The organism is Gracilimonas mengyeensis (genome assembly GCF_900182705.1).
In the GTDB taxonomy this organism is placed as follows: domain Bacteria; phylum Bacteroidota; class Rhodothermia; order Balneolales; family Balneolaceae; genus Gracilimonas; species Gracilimonas mengyeensis.
In genome coordinates, this window is sequence record NZ_FXTP01000004.1 from 19,440 (window position 1) to 34,915 (window position 15,476).

Here is a 15,476-nt window from a genome sequence, read left to right on the forward strand (position 1 = left end):
AAGCGCACAGCCCGAAAGCCATGCGCTTAAGTTATCCAACAACAAAGTCTAAAAAGTTATACCAGAGACTTCTTTAGCTCCCTTGCAATGATCAGGCGCTGAACTTCGGAAGTGCCTTCGCCAATGGTCATTAGCTTGGCATCCCGCAGAAAACGCTCTACATGATATTCTTTGGTATATCCGTAGCCGCCATGAATCTGAATAGCTTCCAGTGCGGCCTTAACGGATAGTTCGGAAGCAAACAGTTTGGCCATGGAGGCTTCTGAGGTGTAAGGCTTGCCTTGATCCTTTAGCGTGGCAGCGCGGAGGGTGAGAAGCCGGGCGGCATCAATTTCAGTGGCCATGTCTACCATCTTACCTTCCAAATACTGGAAATCACCGATGGCTTTACCAAATTGTTTACGCTCCATAGAGTATTTCAGGGATTCTTCCAGGGATCCACGGGCAATACCCACGGACAGCGCAGCAATTCCCACACGACCGCCGTCCAAGACTTTCATGGTGTCCACAAAACCCTGTCCTTCTTCACCCAACAGGTTTTCGGCCGGTACTTCCACATTTTCAAATACCACTTCCGTAGTGTCTGAAGAATTCATCCCCAGCTTATGCATACCCGGTCCGGGTTTCACACCGTCCCATTCACGTTCTACAATAAAAGCCGAGATACCCTTGGTTCCTTTGTCGGGATCGGTTTTGGCCAATACCACATACGTATCACCCACAGAACCTTGTGTAATGAAAATCTTGGAACCGTTTAATATATAATGGTCACCCTTTTTGATGGCGGTGGTTTTCATTCCGGAGGCGTCGCTGCCGGAACCGGGTTCGGTGAGGCACCAGGCCGCTAATTTTTTTCCGGAGGTAAGATCCGGCATGTACTGTAATTTTTGCTCATGAGAACCGGCCAGGGCAATATGTCCGGTGCCCAGGGAGGTATGGGAAGCAACAGTCAAAGCCAGGGAGGCGTCCCAGCGGGCAATTTCTTCGAGCGCGAGGCAGAAGCTGACTACGTCAAAGCCGCCACCACCATATTGCTCTTCATGATAGATGCCCAGCATTCCCAATTCTCCTAATTGATCCACAATCTCATGGGGGAATTCCTTACTGTTGTCTCTCTCCATAACCGTAGGCGCTACATTACGTTCTACGAATTCCTTGATGCTGTCACGAATCATTTTTTGATCTTCCGTGAGCTCAAAGGATAAACCTTTTTCTAAAACCTCATTCATAAATCTGAAATAATATCTGTTTGTATTTCACTATTGGAAACGCTTCCAAGATAACGGATTCTTTTTAAAATATCGTTCGGGATTGTGTAAAAAAATGAAGGTTGGTGGATAGTTGCTTGCCTCGCTGTTGACTGCCCTCCCTGCAAAATCAGCGAGCTGATTTTTCGGTCCCTCCATGAGGGACACAGGTTCATGGTTATTGATGTATATAAGCTAAAGATCAAAACATTTAAATTGGCAAGAACCTATCTCTCTATCGCCTGCTCCGAGCATTCGGAGGAGAGAGACCGGATTTGACTTTTAGCCATAATCCAGAGAGAGGGCAGTGGTGGATTGCAGTCCATATAGATGAATTGAGCTAATAGCAAACAGCGATAGTATAAGTGGACACTTGCACCATGCTAAATCGGAAGCCTTCTAAAATCAGTCACTATTTAATTTGATAAGCATTCACAAATACGCTAATATGCGGATATGCGAACATCTATTGACATACCCGACGATTTAATGAAGAAGGCCAAAATTAAGGCTGTAGAAGACGGCATCAGTTTCAAAGACTTGGTGATTCGTTCTCTGAGCAAAGAACTGGAGCTGAAGGATCCTACCTCTGAGGCTCCATGGGAAGAATTGAAAGGCAAGGGGTCGGCTTCCGGACTCACTTCCCGCCATTCCGGCTTTGATGGCTAAAAGGATAACCAAAAGGATTTATTTTGATTTTACTTGATACCCACGTGTGGTTGTGGTGGTTGCTGGATGAAGGTCCCCTGACCCACGAAGAACGCGAAACCCTTCATCGTCATGCAAAAAACAAAGAAACGGCTATTTCAGCAGCATCGGTATGGGAAGCGGAAATGTTAAACCGAAAAGGAGTGATTGAACTGTACCCGGATTTTAAAAGCTGGATTGAACTCGCTACCCGGGCTGATGTGTGCAAAGTGGTGCCTATTGATGAAAAAGTAGTGGCCGCACAGGATAAACTCCCCGAAGATTTTCCCGATGACCCCGCCGACCGGCTGATTGTTGCTACCGCTCTCCTGAATGAATATCCGCTGGCAACCAAAGATGAGGTATTACAAGACTTAGGATTTTAAGACGGTGTTAAGGTGTTTGAGTGTTACGGTGTTAGTGTTAATTAGGAAAAACTTTAACACTTTAACACCATAGCACTGTAAAACCATAACACCATCTATCCGAAGTTCCAGGTTACGCCTCGGCCAATTTCCGGATCGGGATAATTCCAGTCTACCGCTCCCTGGTCGCAAGCATACATGCAGGTGCCGCACTCGATGCAATCTTCTACCTGAAAATGCACCTGGTTGTTTTCATCCATGGTATAGCAATTGGCCGGACATACCCACGTCGTACATTTATGGGGGCACGTGGAGTTACAAATATCCGTATCCACCACAATATGGGGCTTAATCTCGGATTTGGATTGATTCCGGTAGCTTACCAACCCAAGGCGTTCTGTTAATTTGAGGTTTTTCATAGTTTTTCTGTTTAGTGAAAAGTGAAAAGGAAAAAGTGAAATTGAGTCCTTTTCACTTCCCGTAAGGGTAAATTTTTTGTATTTATTTATGAACTATAAACCAAATCGGGGGTACTTTGATCAAGCTAAATCATAAGAATTTAAATGTTTACAAAAAAAGTGTTCAATTAGTTGGTGAGATTTATCGGTTAACCGAAAGCTATCCTAAGTCAGAAACTTTTGGGTTAGCAAGTCAAATGCGACGTGCTTCTGTCTCTATTCCTTCAAATATTGCAGAAGGTTCTTCTCGAAAGTCCGACAAAGACAGAAAAAGATTTTACCGTATTTCCAGATCATCATTAGTAGAACTCGATACTCAAGTAGAAATTTCGATTAACCTCAATTATTTAAAAAACGATGAAATAAAGAAGCTGGAAAAATTGGCAAATGAAGTTTTCGCAATGCTATCAAATATGATTTGAGTGCCTTTTTACTTTTGCCTTTTCACCTTTCACTTACAAAGACTTTCCAGCTTTAAATCCTAATTTCACCAATTCCCAGAAAGAAGCATGCCGCTTCACTGCATCCTTCAGCATATCTTTGGATTTTGGCGTTGGTTCATTCTTGATGGTGAAGAACTGACGGCCAAAATCACAGATTAAATTTGGTACTTTCTGCTGCATAGTTTCTGTGTGAAGCAGGTGCACGGCATCCTGGAATCCGTTGATATCTTTCATCACATAGCTCTCATCCATCTTCTTGCGATAATCACTCAAAGTAGCCGAGCTGTAATCGTCCTTTTCTTTGGCTTTTACAATCGTTTCAGCTGCAAGGATGCCCGAGCGCATCGCATAATCCATACCCTGGATGGCTTTGCCGGCGTTCATTAACAAATTGGCAGATTCTCCAACCAGTAAGATACCTTCTTTGTACAATTCTTTGGGCATCACTCGCTTGTCACCTGAGGAAACTACGTGTGCGGAATATTCCACTACTTCACCGCCTTTAATGATATCGGCAATGGCAGGATGGGTCTTAAAGTGATTGAGTACATCATGCGGGCTTTTCTTCTTTTCGCGCATGTCTTTGATGCCCAGAACCAATCCCAGGGAAATGGTATCGCGGTTGGTGTACAAAAATCCACCGCCTTCTACGCCATCGGTGGCCCAGCCCACAAACTCGTTGCTCATCCCGCTTAGCTCGTTCAGCTGAAATTTTTGCTCCAGCACTTCCTGATCAAACCGAATGATTTCTTTGATGCCGGTGAGCATATGATCGGCCGGCACATAATCATCCTGCAAACCCACCTGACGTGTAAGCAGGTTGTTCACTCCTTCGGCAATAATTACGGAATCGGCGTGGAATTCGTCCTCGCCGGTGCGAATCCCAACGGCTTTGTCGTTTTCCATCAGTACTTCATCCACCTTAATATTAGTGGCGATGAAAGAATCCATAGCAAAATCAGAAGCATCAATCGCCTCCTGCACTTTACCGGAAAGCCAGTTATCAAACTTGGAACGAAGAACGACCACGCCGGAATAGGGTGGTTCATTAAAGTGAGAGGATTTAAAATCAAGCGTAAAAGCTGATTGCTCATCCATTAGCGTAAGCCGGCGATGGTTGATAAACCGTTCCCAGCCGCCGTCTTCCTCTTCCCAGTAATTTGGAACGAGCTTGGCAAGATCGCTCCCCCACAACACACCACCAGATACATTTTTGGATCCGGCAAATTCACCCCGCTCAATCAGCAGGAATTTCATGTTATTGCGGGCCAGGGTCATGGCTGCAGCCAATCCGGCTACGCCACCGCCAATTACGATACAATCAAACTTTTCGTCCATGAGGAAAATTTTGAATGTTGAATTATAAATGATGAATTGATTTCACACCTGTGTAAGAGATCAATTCAAAATTCAACATTTAGCATTTAAAATTAACTTTTGATTTTCTTGAGTTCTTCGATGAAAGGAGGGAGTACTTTGTAGAGGTCTCCAACCAGGCCATAATCGGCAATTTCGAAGATGGGGGCATCAGCATCTTTATTGATGGCTACAATCACTTTTGAATTGGCCATACCTGCCACGTGCTGTATCGCTCCCGAGATACCTACAGCAATATAGAGTTGTGGAGAAACTACTTTTCCGGTCTGACCAATCTGCAAGCTTGGGTCATATACGCCCGCTTCCGTTAAAGCCCTTGAAGCACCGATGCCGGCATTTAAAACTTCAGCCAGTTCGGAGATCAGTTTTTGGCCTTCTTCATCCTTCACTCCACGTCCGGCAGCTACAATGGCTTCGGCTTCGTTCAGGTCAATGGTATCGCCGGAAGCCGAGATGATTTCCTTGAGGGTGGCTTTGAGCTCGCCTTCATCCATGCTGAAGTCAACTTTTACCACTTCAGCTGAGGTTTCGTTCTCAACCAAATCATAAGAGCCGGAGCGGACTGAGACGATTACTTTATCGCCTTTGGCTTCGGTGTTGGAAATAATTTTGGCGGCCATCACCGGGCGTTTGGCTTTTACTCCACCTTCTGTCAATTCAAAAGAAGAAACATCCGGGAGTACGGCCGCATCCTGGTTCGCTGCTAAAGCGCCCAGAATATCTTTGGTGCCTTCGGTAGAGGCAAAAGCAAATACTGAGGGATTGGCCGTTTCCATCACATTGGATAAGGCCTTCAAAAGCGGCGTATTCATATGATTTTTGAAGATAGGATCTTCCACTACATACACTTTTGATGCTCCATATTTCTGGATGCCTTCCACAAAAGAAGAAGCATTGGCATCAATCACAACCGCTTCAACCGAATGTCCGCCTTGTTCGGCGAGTTGTTTACAGTGAGAGAGAACTTCTAAAGAGGAACGTTTAATTTTGCCGTCTGCAATGGCTATGTGGGTAAGAATAGTGCTCATGAGTAATTCCTTTCAGTCATAATTTTGAATTATGAATTCTAAATTTTGAATTGGATCACATATTCAAAATTCAAAATCCAACATTTCTAATTTCTTTTAAATAACATTTGCTTCAGTGTCCAGCAGCTGGGCTACTTCTTTAGCTATTTCATCCGGTTCGCCTTCAAACTTCTTGCCGGCTTCACGTTCTGGTTTCTCTTCATACCTCAAAACAGTGGTTTTGGCCGTAAGCTCGTCTTCATTCAATCCAAGAGCGGAAAGCTCCACTTGTTCCATCGGTTTGCGCTTGGACGCCATGATGCCCTTCAGGTTCGGGATACGCGGCTCATTCATGTCATTAGAGCAAGTGACAGCACATGGAGTAGGTAGTTCAAGCATTTCCTGTCCGGTATCACCTTGGCGCCTTACGATAAGTTTATCTTTCTCAGCTTCCAGTCCCACCGCGTTGGTGGCATAGGGAAGGTCTAGCAATTCCGCCACCATGCTTCCTGTCAGGCCTGCGTCCGTATCCTGAGATTGTTTGCCCAAAGAAAGTACATCGTACGATTTATCCTCAAAGAACTTGGCTAAAATTTTGGCATAAGAGCCGGAATCATATTCTTCATCACCTGAAGTAAGGATATGAGTTGCTTTATCTGCACCCATAGCTAAGGCTTTCCGGATCGTTTCAGATGCCTTGGAGGATCCAATGCAAACCACTTCTACTTCGCCGCCATGTGCTTCTTTAAGTACCAGGGCTTCTTCAACGGCGGAAGCATCATAAGCGTTTAGAATCTGGCGGTCGGAATCCTGTATCAATTGACCGTCTTTTATCTGTAGCGGTGCGTTTACATCGGGCACCATTTTTATACAAACGTAAAATTTCATTCGGGGGAATATTTAACTTCAAAATTTCAGTTATGGAACCGCTTTTTTGGGCGGCTAATATACAAAACCATCATGTAAATGTTTAGAAAAGCAGCAAGATTTAAGTCATAAGTTGCAAAAATACCCTCTCTTTTTATTGGGGTTGATGGAATCGAAAACTTGAACAAAATTCACAAGTAATACAACGTCTTATTTATGTGCATTAAAAGAGAACAGTGAGTCTTTGATTACGACTAATTTGAACAAAATTAGGTGAGAATTTTGCCTTGATTGGATAATATTATTTCTCACATAAGAAAAATGAAGAGGTGGTAGGCGGGAATTCATAATTCGTTGAACTGTAGTTGTTTAAATATTTTTTAGATCAACTTATCTTCGTATAATAGTAGATAGTTGTTGGAATTTGCATGGAAATAAGAGCAAAAATATGGGATTTTCATCCTTTTTTAGATCTTCTGGAAACAGCATAGATAACAGTTTCCTTTTTGATAAGTTATTGGATACCACTTCTGATCTAATCTATTTCAAAGACACTGATAGCAGATTTATCAAAGCCAGCATGCAATTGGCAAAACGGCTTGGCGCATCAAGGATGGAAGAATTAATTGGGAAAACCGATTTTGACTTTTTTTCGGAAGAGCATGCCCGTCAGGCTTATGAGGACGAGCAACAGATTATGGAAACCAGGGTTCCAAAGATTGGAATCATTGAGAAGGAAACTTTCACGGACGGCAGGGTTTTATGGTCTTCAACCTCCAAATTTCCATTGGTTGATGAAAGTGAAAAAGTAATCGGCACTTTTGGGATATCACGCGATATCACAGCTCGCAAACAAGCAGAGGATAAACTCAAAAAGAGTAAAAAACAGCTTCAAAATTCTTTAAAAGAGAAAGAGGTATTGCTTGCGGAAGTCCATCACCGGGTAAAAAATAATCTTGCTGTTATATCAGGAATGTTAGAACTGCAACGCGACCATGCCAACAATACAGATACGGGCCTGGAAATGATATCCACCATGCAATCGCGAATCTTGTCTATCGCAAATGTGCACGAGCTGCTCTATAAAACCGAGAATTTTGCTGAGATTAATATCAGGGATTTGGTAGTGCAGTTGTGTGAGGATATATGCCATAGCTACCAAAGCGATGTGAAAACGGTAAGTTTTGAGATCGATGTAGATAGAATCATATTAACCCCTAATCGTGCAGTGCCTTTCAGCTTGTTAATGAATGAATTGATACAAAATTCCTATAATCATGCCTTTACAGGAAAGAAAGAAGGAGAGATCTCCATTGTAGTAAAAAGAACCAATGGAGAAGTAGAGGTGGTTTACAGTGATAATGGCAAGGGCATGTCAGAAAGCTTCGAGGAGGTTATTGAAAAGTCCAACTCACTGGGGCTTACACTGATCAAAACACTGAGTAAGCAGATTGAGGCCTATGCTATTCATTCAAGCAATAGTCATGGTTTTAGCTACCGCTTTCGCTTTCGTAATCCTTCTCATTGAATTATAGTTGACACTATGTAATCTGCCGGGTCGTAAATAAATTTAATTCTGCAAACGATCGTATTCGGTGAGATGTCCCTGGTCGGTTTGGCGTAAAATATCATAAGCCTCAAGGCGTATTTGTGTGGGGGCATCGGTGAATGCGGCAGTGATTTCGCGATATTTTGTATCAAAGAAAACATCAAACAAGAGGTTACTGGTGGAGCGTCTTTTTGCTTCCTGAATAGAAGCCAGGGCATCCAGGATATTTTGTCGGGCCTCTTCGGGATTATTTATAAATTTATCCAGACCATGCCGGTGATATTGGTAGATAGCCGATCGTAAGGAGCGATAACTTGGAGATACCAAATCAGTGACCAGCATATTTCGGTTTCGGCGGTTATTGGTACTGCGCGACCATCCGATAGAGTTCGCTGATTCAGCCAGGTTCAGGATATTCTGTGCTTGCACATAATACTCTTCCCCGCCAAATTCCGAAAAGGTATCAAAATCCATGCCCAGCATGATGTAGCTGAAAAAGTCGATGTAGCCCGTTAAATCATCAAATTGCATTTCATCGTGAATCAGGCTTTTGCCTTCGGGATAGCTAAACTGCCAGGTATCATCACTGATGAGCACAGAGGTAGTTTGTGCCGTGGTGTTATAGATAGGGCGTTGTACCTGGAAAACTGTTTCTGCGGAAAAGATGAAATCAGAGGTACCACTGTTTATAACAATCTGAATACGGCAATTTAGTCGTTCGTGCTCCAGAAATTCCTGATCAGACCATTCGTAATCATTGATGTATGCCTCCAAATTGGTTTCCAGGTCCTCCAGGTGATCAAAGGAAGAACCTTCCAGCTGGTCGGTGTTCAGGGTCACATCACAATTAAATTCCTGTGCCCACGAGCCTTGTGGAATTAAACCAAAAAAGAATGCACATAAAATAATGTGCTTTATTACATTAAAAGTGTTTTTCGGATGTATCATAACGGGGATTTTAATAAGGTACTAATGATACGAATACGCATAGTTCTATATAAAATTTCTTTCCTTTTATTTTTGGGGATGATAGTAAGGCCTGCCAACGCTCAATTGACCATCGGGGCCAGAGCATTGGGAATGGGACAGGCTGGTACCGGTATGCCGGCTGACCACTGGGCGCTGTTTAACAACCCAGCCCTTGCCACTAACGCAGAAAAAGCCGTTGGATTTTATGGAATCCGAAATTATGGTTTCCCGGAGCTTACCGACCTTGCTGCAGCCGGTAGTTTACCTACCAGATATGGCACGGCACTCTTGGGTATCCATCGCTATGGCGATGAGCTATTCAATAAAACAAGGGCCAGGCTTGGATACAAAAATGAATGGAGAAACCTGCATGCCGGAATAGTGCTTAATTACAGCCATATTGCCTTTGGCGGCGATTATGGAAGCGGTGGTGCCCTGGGTGTTGACCTTGGCATTGCAGCAGAGCTAACGGATGGACTTTGGCTTGGGGCACGCTCCATCAATATCAACCGTCCAAAATATCAGGGTATCCGGGAAGATTTATACCGTGATATGGCCTTGGGGCTTTCCTATCAGTTAAATGAGCGAGCCTTGTTCGCCCTGGATACTGTTAAAGATGTTCGCTACCCAGTTTCCTATCGCGGAGGAGTGGAAATTTTAGTAATTGAATCCCTGAAAGGCAGGGTAGGTGTTTCTACCAAACCAATGACCTATTCTTTTGGTTTCGGATACTCAGCCTTACGCTGGCAGATAAACATGGTGGTACAAAGGCATCAGTTACTGGGATTGAGTCCTGGTCTGGATCTTGTCACCTTCTTTTAATCATGAGGGGGCTATCACGCATATTACTATACTTTATGCTGCTTTTTGGGGCAGTGCCAATTTTGTGTATGGCTCAAGACACTACTTCGGTAGAAGAGCAGTTAGAAGCAGCATTTGAAGAGTTAGATACCGAGGATGCTGAAGACGCAGGAGAACAACTTACCCAGTTTCTGGAAGATTTAGCTGCTAATCCAGTCAACATCAATCAGGCAGGACTGGACGATTTTTTGCAGGTGCCGGGCATCAATTTAAAAATTGCTCGTGGTATTCTGGATTACCGGCAATCAAAGCCATTTGAGACGCTTGATGAATTGTTGGAAGTGCCGGGCATCGGGCAGGCAACCTACCGGCGTATGCAGCCTTATGTAAGTGTTGGAGGCACAGGGTCACGGTTTAGAGACATGTATATGAGGCCGGAATATTGGTTGGCCGGTCGCAAAGTGGATGTTTTTTCCAGGTATCAGCAAAATCTGGAAACCCGTGAAGGATTCAAAAGATCTGACTCTCTGGGTGGTTATGCAGGCAATGCCATGAAATACTATCAGCGGTTTCGGATGACATCCAATCATCTTTCCTTAAATCTTACGCAAGAAAAGGATGCTGGGGAGCCTTTGAGTGCCCGTACCGGCTTTGATTTTAACTCAGCCCATATTGCTCTTTCTGATGTGGGAAATCTCAATACGATGGTATTGGGAGATTACAGCCTCAGCTTTGGGCAGGGGTTGGTGCTGTGGACGGGCGGTGCTTTTGGTAAAGGTCGCGAGGTAACGGGAACCATCAGCAAAAACGAGCGCGGTATCAAACCGTATTCATCAGCACAGGAAACCAATTATTTTAGGGGAGCGGCGGTGAGTTATGGTCAGGAAATTGAGCTAACAACCTTCTACTCATACAGACCAAGGACAGCTTCAATTATTAATGGTGATACAACAAGGTTTCCTTCTTCATCGGGCTTGCATCGAACAGCCAACGAGAGGGCCCGGAAAAACAATATCGATCAAACCACTTGGGGCGGGAGAGTCCGCTGGGATTCGCCCCTTGGATTGATTGGCGCCACCGGATACGTCAATAATTTCAGTCATTATATTGCAAAAGGTTCCAGTAAGAGTAATCTGTTCGATTATGAAGGAAAAGAACATTCCGTAGTCGGCATTGATTACCGGGGTTTGTTGGGGAATGCATTTATATTTAGTGAATGGGCGCGCAGCCAAAACGGAGGGTACGGAGGGATTGCCGGTGTTGAAACTCCTGTAAGAGATAACACAGATTTGGCGTTTGCTTACAGAAAGTACAGTAAAGACTTTCAATCGTTTCTGGGAACAGGTTTTGGAGAAAGCTCCTCATCTCCCCAAAACGAAGAGGGTTTTTATATAGGTTTGAGGCACAGTGTTTCCAGAAAAATCACCCTAAGTACCTATTTTGACCAATACTATTTTGCAGCTCCCCGGTTTGGAACCACGCAGGCCACCGGTGGTATGGACCTGCTTGGCTTGGCTGAAATATTTTTCAATGATCGGATCAATGGTTATTTGCTAATGCGTTCGGAGGTAAGGGATGATGAGTTTGTTATGATAGAATCCAGCGGTCAGGAAAAACTAAAGTTAGGATCTGAGAAAAGGAATAGTATCAGAGGGCATCTTGAATACCAGCTAAGTTCAAGAGTACGGCTGCGCACAAGAATGGAGGTTGTACAAAACCGGGAGGCCGGCGAGGACTGGGAAACGGGCTTTCTGATGTATCAGGATGTGCGCCTGATACCATCAACTAAGCTCCGAATAGATGGCAGAGTTACCTTGTTCGATACGGAAAGTTTTAATACCCGGGTATATCAGTTTGAAAGTGACCTTTTGTATGTACTATCCAATACAGTGCTATATAATCAAGGTCAAAGAGCTTATTTAACGGTCAAATACGAGCCAGTGGATTACATGGATATCTGGTTTAAGTACGGTATTACTATCTTTGAAAACACCCAGGTATTGGGCAGCGGTCTGAGTGAGGTAAGAGGGGATGTTAGAAATTCATTAGGTTTGCAGGTACGCCTTCAATTCTAAGTTAATAAATCATATACTTAGCTTGGTTAATTAGTTAAACATTAGGTACACCTAAAAACGAGTTTACGATATTTTTAAAGAGTTGACAACATGACCGTAGCAGGCTGGTTTGTACTTTCAATTATCATTTTTTGCCTGATTACGTTGATTACAACCTCGGTTTCAGTGGATATTGTCCTATTTTCGGGGCTGGCGATTATATTTGTTTCAGGTATTCTCCCTGCCGACCAGGCATTATCAGGATTTTCCAATGAGGGAATGTTAACAGTGGGAGCTTTATATATAGTTGCCGCAGGGCTGAAAGAAACCGGGGCCATACAATTCATGGTTCAACGGGTTATGGGGAACGCACGTACAGTTAAGAAAGCTCAACTCAGAGTGATGGGACCAGTGATGGTAATGAGTGCATTTTTGAATAATACGCCTATTGTAGCATCCTTCATTCCTGCAATGGAACGCTGGAGCAGGATTTCACAGATTCCTGTGTCTAAGATACTCATTCCATTGAGTTACGCAGCAATTTTGGGAGGTACTACCACACTAATTGGTACCAGTACTAATTTGATTATTAATGGGTTGATGATTCAGGAAGCGAGTACTCAAACCTTAGGCATTTTTGAGCCGGCCTACATAGGTATCCCTTGTGCTATTGCCGGATTTCTATATCTATTGGTTTTTGGTGACAAACTGTTGCCGGAGCGTGGCTCAAGTATGGATACTTTTCAGGATCCCAGGGAGTATACGATTGAGATGATTATTCCAAAGAGTAGTCCTTTAGCAGAACAAACCATAGAAGATGCAGGGCTAAGAAACCTGCCAGGGTTATTTTTGATTGAGATACAGCGCAATGGCCGGGCTATTCCAGCAGTAGGCCCTTATGAACATCTCAAAGAAGACGACCGCCTTATTTTTACGGGGATTGTGGATTCCATTATTGACCTTCAGCAAATATCGGGGCTGGTACCGGCAACCAACCAGGTGTTTAAATTGAATGCTCCTCGTAATGAAAGAACCATGATAGAGGCTGTGGTATCGCGTTCTAATCCCTTGATTGGCCAAACTATTAAAGAAGGAAATTTTCGTTACCGGTACGATGCGGTTGTGTTAGCCGTATCAAGGAATGGGGAGCGTATTGATGAAAAAATCGGGGACATCACTCTTAAAAGCGGGGATGTGTTGTTATTGGAAGCTCTCCCCAATTTTGTAGATAAGTACCGAAATTCCAGTGACTATTTCCTGGTAAGTCCTATTGAAGACTCTTCTCCCATTACCTACAATAAAGCATGGATTGCAGCTTTGGCGGTAGTGGTGATGGTAGGATTGGCAGCATCGGGGATTTTAAGTATGCTTCAGGCTGCGATTGTGGCAGGAGGGCTCTTGTTAGTTACAAAATCATTCCGGTATTCCTCTGCATTAGAAAGTGTGGATTGGCGCGTTTTAATTGCTATCGCTTCTGCGCTGGGACTTGGTAGTGCCCTTGAGTATACAGGTGCAGCAGAACATCTGGCCACTAATTTATTTGCTTTTGCAGGAGACAACCCGACACTGGCATTATTTCTTACCTATTTGGCCACTTGGTTGCTAACAGAGATGATTACCAACAATGCTGCCGCTGTATTGATATTTCCGATTGCATTATCCTTGGCACAATCACTTGGGGTTAGCTTTATGCCTTTTGCTATGGTGATGATTATAGCGGCTTCCTCAAGTTTTTCAACACCCATAGGCTATCAAACAAACTTAATGGTTTATGGCCCCGGGGGCTATAAATTCACGGATTTTTTAAAAATTGGACTGCCGTTGAATTTGATCATCGCGGCTGTCGCTGTATCTTTAATACCTTATATTTGGAACTTTTAAAACAACAGGTGGATGCTCAATCAAGTCATTAAAACCGCAGAAGAAGCGGGTAAGAAAATACTGGAATTTTACGAAACAGACGTGGAGGTTATCACCAAAGAGGATGACTCGCCCTTAACCAAAGCTGATCTGGCTGCACACCATATTATTGTGGATGCCTTGAAGGAGATGGATCCGGAAACCCCTGTAATTTCAGAAGAGTCGGGTGTGCCTGACTATGAGGAAAGAAAACAGTGGAATCGTTTTTGGCTGGTTGATCCTCTGGACGGAACCAAAGAGTTTATAAAGAAGAATGGGGAGTTTACCGTTAATATTGCTTTGATTGAAGAAGGTAAACCCATCTTGGGCGTAGTCTACGTTCCGGCTTTTGAGGTTTTATACTATGCTGAGGAAAGCATCGGTTCATTCAAGCGTACGAAAGAAGGGAATCCGGTAAAACTGGAAACCAGTATGTTTGAAGCACCCGGCAAAGCCAGTATTGTGGTAAGCCGCTCGCACGGGGATGATACGACGGTAGAGAAACTAAATTCCATTGGCATTGAAGTAAAAGAAGAAGTGCCGTCAGGAAGTTCTATCAAGTTTTGCCTGGTAGCTGAAGGTAAAGCAGATCTTTATCCTCGTCTTGGTCCTACCATGGAATGGGATACCGCTGCAGCTGATGCTATATACAGATATTCATCAGAAAACGGCGAAAAATATTCACCACTGGTTTACAACAAAGAAAACCTTAAAAACCCTTATTTTCTACTGGGTTTGAACAAAGAAGTCAATATTGAGGATTGGTAGTTAAAGGCTGATCTCTTTCAAATAAATTTTTACTAATACAGATCGATCACATTAAAATGACAAAAGAAAAAACTCAATCACACCTAAAGGAATTAGAAGACGAAGGGATCTATGTGATGCGGGAGGTGGCGGCGCAGTTTGACCGCCCGGTGCTGCTGTTTTCGGGGGGTAAGGACTCGATAGTGATGTTCCACCTGGCGCTGAAGGCGTTTCACCCGGGCAAGATCCCGTTTCCGCTGATGCACATTGATACGGGGCATAACTTTCCGGAGACCATCGAATTCCGGGACCACCTGGTAGAGAAGCATGGAGTGGAACTGATTGTGGGGAGCGTGCAGGAGTCGATTGACAAGGGGCGCGTGGAAGAGGAGACCGGCCCGGACGCCTCGCGCAATGCCCTGCAGACGACGACGCTGCTGGATACGCTGAAAGAACATAAAGTGGACGCGGCCCTGGGGGGCGGACGCCGCGATGAGGAGAAAGCGCGGGCGAAAGAACGCTTTTTCTCCCACCGGGACGTATTCGGCCAGTGGGACCCGAAGAACCAGCGCCCGGAGCTGTGGAACCTGTTTAACGGACGCAAGAAGCCCGGGGAAAACTTCCGGGTGTTCCCGATCAGTAACTGGACGGAGATGGACGTGTGGCAGTATATTGCCCAGGAAGAGATTGAGATCCCAAGCCTGTACTTTGCCCACGAGCGGGAGGTATTTGACCGGCGCGGAGTGTGGCTGGCCGACACGGAGTTTGTCAACCGCATGGACGATGAGGAGCTGGAGACGCGCACGGTGCGCTTCCGCACCATTGGCGATGCGACCTGCACCGGAGCGGTGGAGTCGGAGGCGTCGAACCTGGAGGAGATCATCCAGGAGGTAGCGGCCGCGCGGCAGACCGAACGGGGCAACCGCCACGACGACAAGCGCAGCGAGACGGCCATGGAAGACCGCAAGCGCCAGGGCTACTTTTAGTCTCCACACCAACCGGCGAA

15 protein-coding genes are annotated in these 15,476 nt (G+C 44.6%); 9 read left to right on the forward strand and 6 right to left on the reverse strand.

Going from position 1 to position 15,476, the window contains the following annotated elements; translation table 11 throughout:
- Positions 1 to 56: 56 nt before the first annotated feature.
- Positions 57 to 1,229 carry an acyl-CoA dehydrogenase family protein gene (locus FN815_RS05545; RefSeq protein WP_142453634.1) on the reverse strand — a complete coding sequence of 391 codons (1,173 nt, stop codon included), beginning with the start codon at positions 1,227 to 1,229 and terminating at the stop codon, positions 57 to 59.
- A gap of 474 nt (positions 1,230 to 1,703) precedes the next feature.
- On the opposite strand from FN815_RS05545, the gene FN815_RS05550 reads away from it, so the two are divergent.
- A complete protein-coding gene (locus FN815_RS05550) occupies positions 1,704 to 1,916 on the forward strand; it encodes a hypothetical protein (protein WP_142453635.1) in 213 nt (70 codons plus the stop codon).
- A 23-nt stretch (positions 1,917 to 1,939) separates the two neighbouring features.
- A complete protein-coding gene (locus FN815_RS05555; protein WP_185957180.1) occupies positions 1,940 to 2,320 on the forward strand; it encodes a type II toxin-antitoxin system VapC family toxin in 381 nt (126 codons plus the stop codon).
- Positions 2,321 to 2,415: 95 nt separating this feature from the next.
- Here the strand turns inward: FN815_RS05555 and FN815_RS05560 are convergent, their stop codons facing one another.
- Positions 2,416 to 2,718, reverse strand: coding sequence for a ferredoxin family protein (locus FN815_RS05560; protein ID WP_142453637.1), 303 nt, complete (start codon positions 2,716 to 2,718; stop codon positions 2,416 to 2,418).
- Between the two features lie 116 nt (positions 2,719 to 2,834).
- On the opposite strand from FN815_RS05560, the gene FN815_RS05565 reads away from it, so the two are divergent.
- Complete coding sequence (locus FN815_RS05565) at positions 2,835 to 3,179, forward strand: four helix bundle protein (protein WP_246075164.1); 345 nt, start codon at positions 2,835 to 2,837, stop codon at positions 3,177 to 3,179.
- A gap of 33 nt (positions 3,180 to 3,212) precedes the next feature.
- On the opposite strand, the gene FN815_RS05570 is transcribed toward FN815_RS05565, so the two are convergent.
- From FN815_RS05570 to FN815_RS05580, 3 genes are all read right to left on the reverse strand, one after another.
- Positions 3,213 to 4,538, reverse strand: a complete 1,326-nt coding sequence (locus FN815_RS05570) for an FAD-dependent oxidoreductase (RefSeq protein WP_142453638.1) — start codon at positions 4,536 to 4,538, stop codon at positions 3,213 to 3,215.
- 92 nt (positions 4,539 to 4,630) lie between these two features.
- Positions 4,631 to 5,605 carry an electron transfer flavoprotein subunit alpha/FixB family protein gene (locus FN815_RS05575; RefSeq protein WP_142453639.1) on the reverse strand — a complete coding sequence of 325 codons (975 nt, stop codon included), beginning with the start codon at positions 5,603 to 5,605 and terminating at the stop codon, positions 4,631 to 4,633.
- Positions 5,606 to 5,701: 96 nt separating this feature from the next.
- On the reverse strand, positions 5,702 to 6,472 hold the full coding sequence (locus tag FN815_RS05580) for an electron transfer flavoprotein subunit beta/FixA family protein (protein ID WP_142453640.1): 771 nt from the start codon (positions 6,470 to 6,472) through the stop codon (positions 5,702 to 5,704).
- A gap of 427 nt (positions 6,473 to 6,899) precedes the next feature.
- Here FN815_RS05580 and FN815_RS05585 point away from each other — a divergent pair, with 427 nt between their 5' ends.
- Positions 6,900 to 7,979: a sensor histidine kinase gene (locus tag FN815_RS05585; RefSeq protein WP_142453641.1), complete on the forward strand. Its 1,080-nt coding sequence runs from the start codon at positions 6,900 to 6,902 to the stop codon at positions 7,977 to 7,979.
- Positions 7,980 to 8,021: 42 nt separating this feature from the next.
- Here FN815_RS05585 and porD read toward each other — a convergent pair whose 3' ends face one another.
- Entirely contained in the window at positions 8,022 to 8,948 is a 927-nt protein-coding gene (gene porD / locus FN815_RS05590) for a type IX secretion system protein PorD (RefSeq protein WP_142453642.1), read from the reverse strand.
- A 24-nt stretch (positions 8,949 to 8,972) separates the two neighbouring features.
- Here porD and FN815_RS05595 point away from each other — a divergent pair, with 24 nt between their 5' ends.
- The 5 genes from FN815_RS05595 to cysD all read left to right on the forward strand — a co-directional run bounded on the left by FN815_RS05595 (position 8,973) and on the right by cysD (position 15,456).
- Entirely contained in the window at positions 8,973 to 9,791 is an 819-nt protein-coding gene (locus FN815_RS05595; protein ID WP_221930252.1) for a hypothetical protein, read from the forward strand.
- A 68-nt stretch (positions 9,792 to 9,859) separates the two neighbouring features.
- Positions 9,860 to 11,845: a ComEA family DNA-binding protein gene (locus FN815_RS05600; protein WP_185957181.1), complete on the forward strand. Its 1,986-nt coding sequence runs from the start codon at positions 9,860 to 9,862 to the stop codon at positions 11,843 to 11,845.
- A gap of 90 nt (positions 11,846 to 11,935) precedes the next feature.
- Positions 11,936 to 13,705, forward strand: a complete 1,770-nt coding sequence (locus FN815_RS05605) for an SLC13 family permease (protein ID WP_142453645.1) — start codon at positions 11,936 to 11,938, stop codon at positions 13,703 to 13,705.
- Positions 13,706 to 13,717: 12 nt separating this feature from the next.
- Positions 13,718 to 14,491 (forward strand): 3'(2'),5'-bisphosphate nucleotidase CysQ, encoded by a 774-nt coding sequence (gene cysQ / locus FN815_RS05610; protein ID WP_142453646.1) that lies wholly within the window; start codon positions 13,718 to 13,720, stop codon positions 14,489 to 14,491.
- Between the two features lie 56 nt (positions 14,492 to 14,547).
- Positions 14,548 to 15,456, forward strand: coding sequence for a sulfate adenylyltransferase subunit CysD (cysD, locus tag FN815_RS05615; protein WP_142453647.1), 909 nt, complete (start codon positions 14,548 to 14,550; stop codon positions 15,454 to 15,456).
- Positions 15,457 to 15,476 lie beyond the last annotated feature (20 nt).

Coding starts and splice junctions, on each gene's coding strand:
- FN815_RS05545 (WP_142453634.1), bottom strand. CDS start 1,229: ATGAATGAGGTTTTAGAAAAAGGTTTATCCTTTGAGCTCACGGAAGAT.
- FN815_RS05550 (WP_142453635.1), top strand. CDS start 1,704: ATGCGAACATCTATTGACATACCCGACGATTTAATGAAGAAGGCCAAA.
- FN815_RS05605 (WP_142453645.1), top strand. CDS start 11,936: ATGACCGTAGCAGGCTGGTTTGTACTTTCAATTATCATTTTTTGCCTG.
- FN815_RS05580 (WP_142453640.1), bottom strand. CDS start 6,472: ATGAAATTTTACGTTTGTATAAAAATGGTGCCCGATGTAAACGCACCG.
- FN815_RS05570 (WP_142453638.1), bottom strand. CDS start 4,538: ATGGACGAAAAGTTTGATTGTATCGTAATTGGCGGTGGCGTAGCCGGA.
- porD (WP_142453642.1), bottom strand. CDS start 8,948: ATGATACATCCGAAAAACACTTTTAATGTAATAAAGCACATTATTTTA.
- FN815_RS05585 (WP_142453641.1), top strand. CDS start 6,900: ATGGGATTTTCATCCTTTTTTAGATCTTCTGGAAACAGCATAGATAAC.
- FN815_RS05575 (WP_142453639.1), bottom strand. CDS start 5,605: ATGAGCACTATTCTTACCCACATAGCCATTGCAGACGGCAAAATTAAA.
- cysQ (WP_142453646.1), top strand. CDS start 13,718: ATGCTCAATCAAGTCATTAAAACCGCAGAAGAAGCGGGTAAGAAAATA.
- cysD (WP_142453647.1), top strand. CDS start 14,548: ATGACAAAAGAAAAAACTCAATCACACCTAAAGGAATTAGAAGACGAA.
- FN815_RS05600 (WP_185957181.1), top strand. CDS start 9,860: ATGGCTCAAGACACTACTTCGGTAGAAGAGCAGTTAGAAGCAGCATTT.
- FN815_RS05560 (WP_142453637.1), bottom strand. CDS start 2,718: ATGAAAAACCTCAAATTAACAGAACGCCTTGGGTTGGTAAGCTACCGG.
- FN815_RS05595 (WP_221930252.1), top strand. CDS start 8,973: ATGATACGAATACGCATAGTTCTATATAAAATTTCTTTCCTTTTATTT.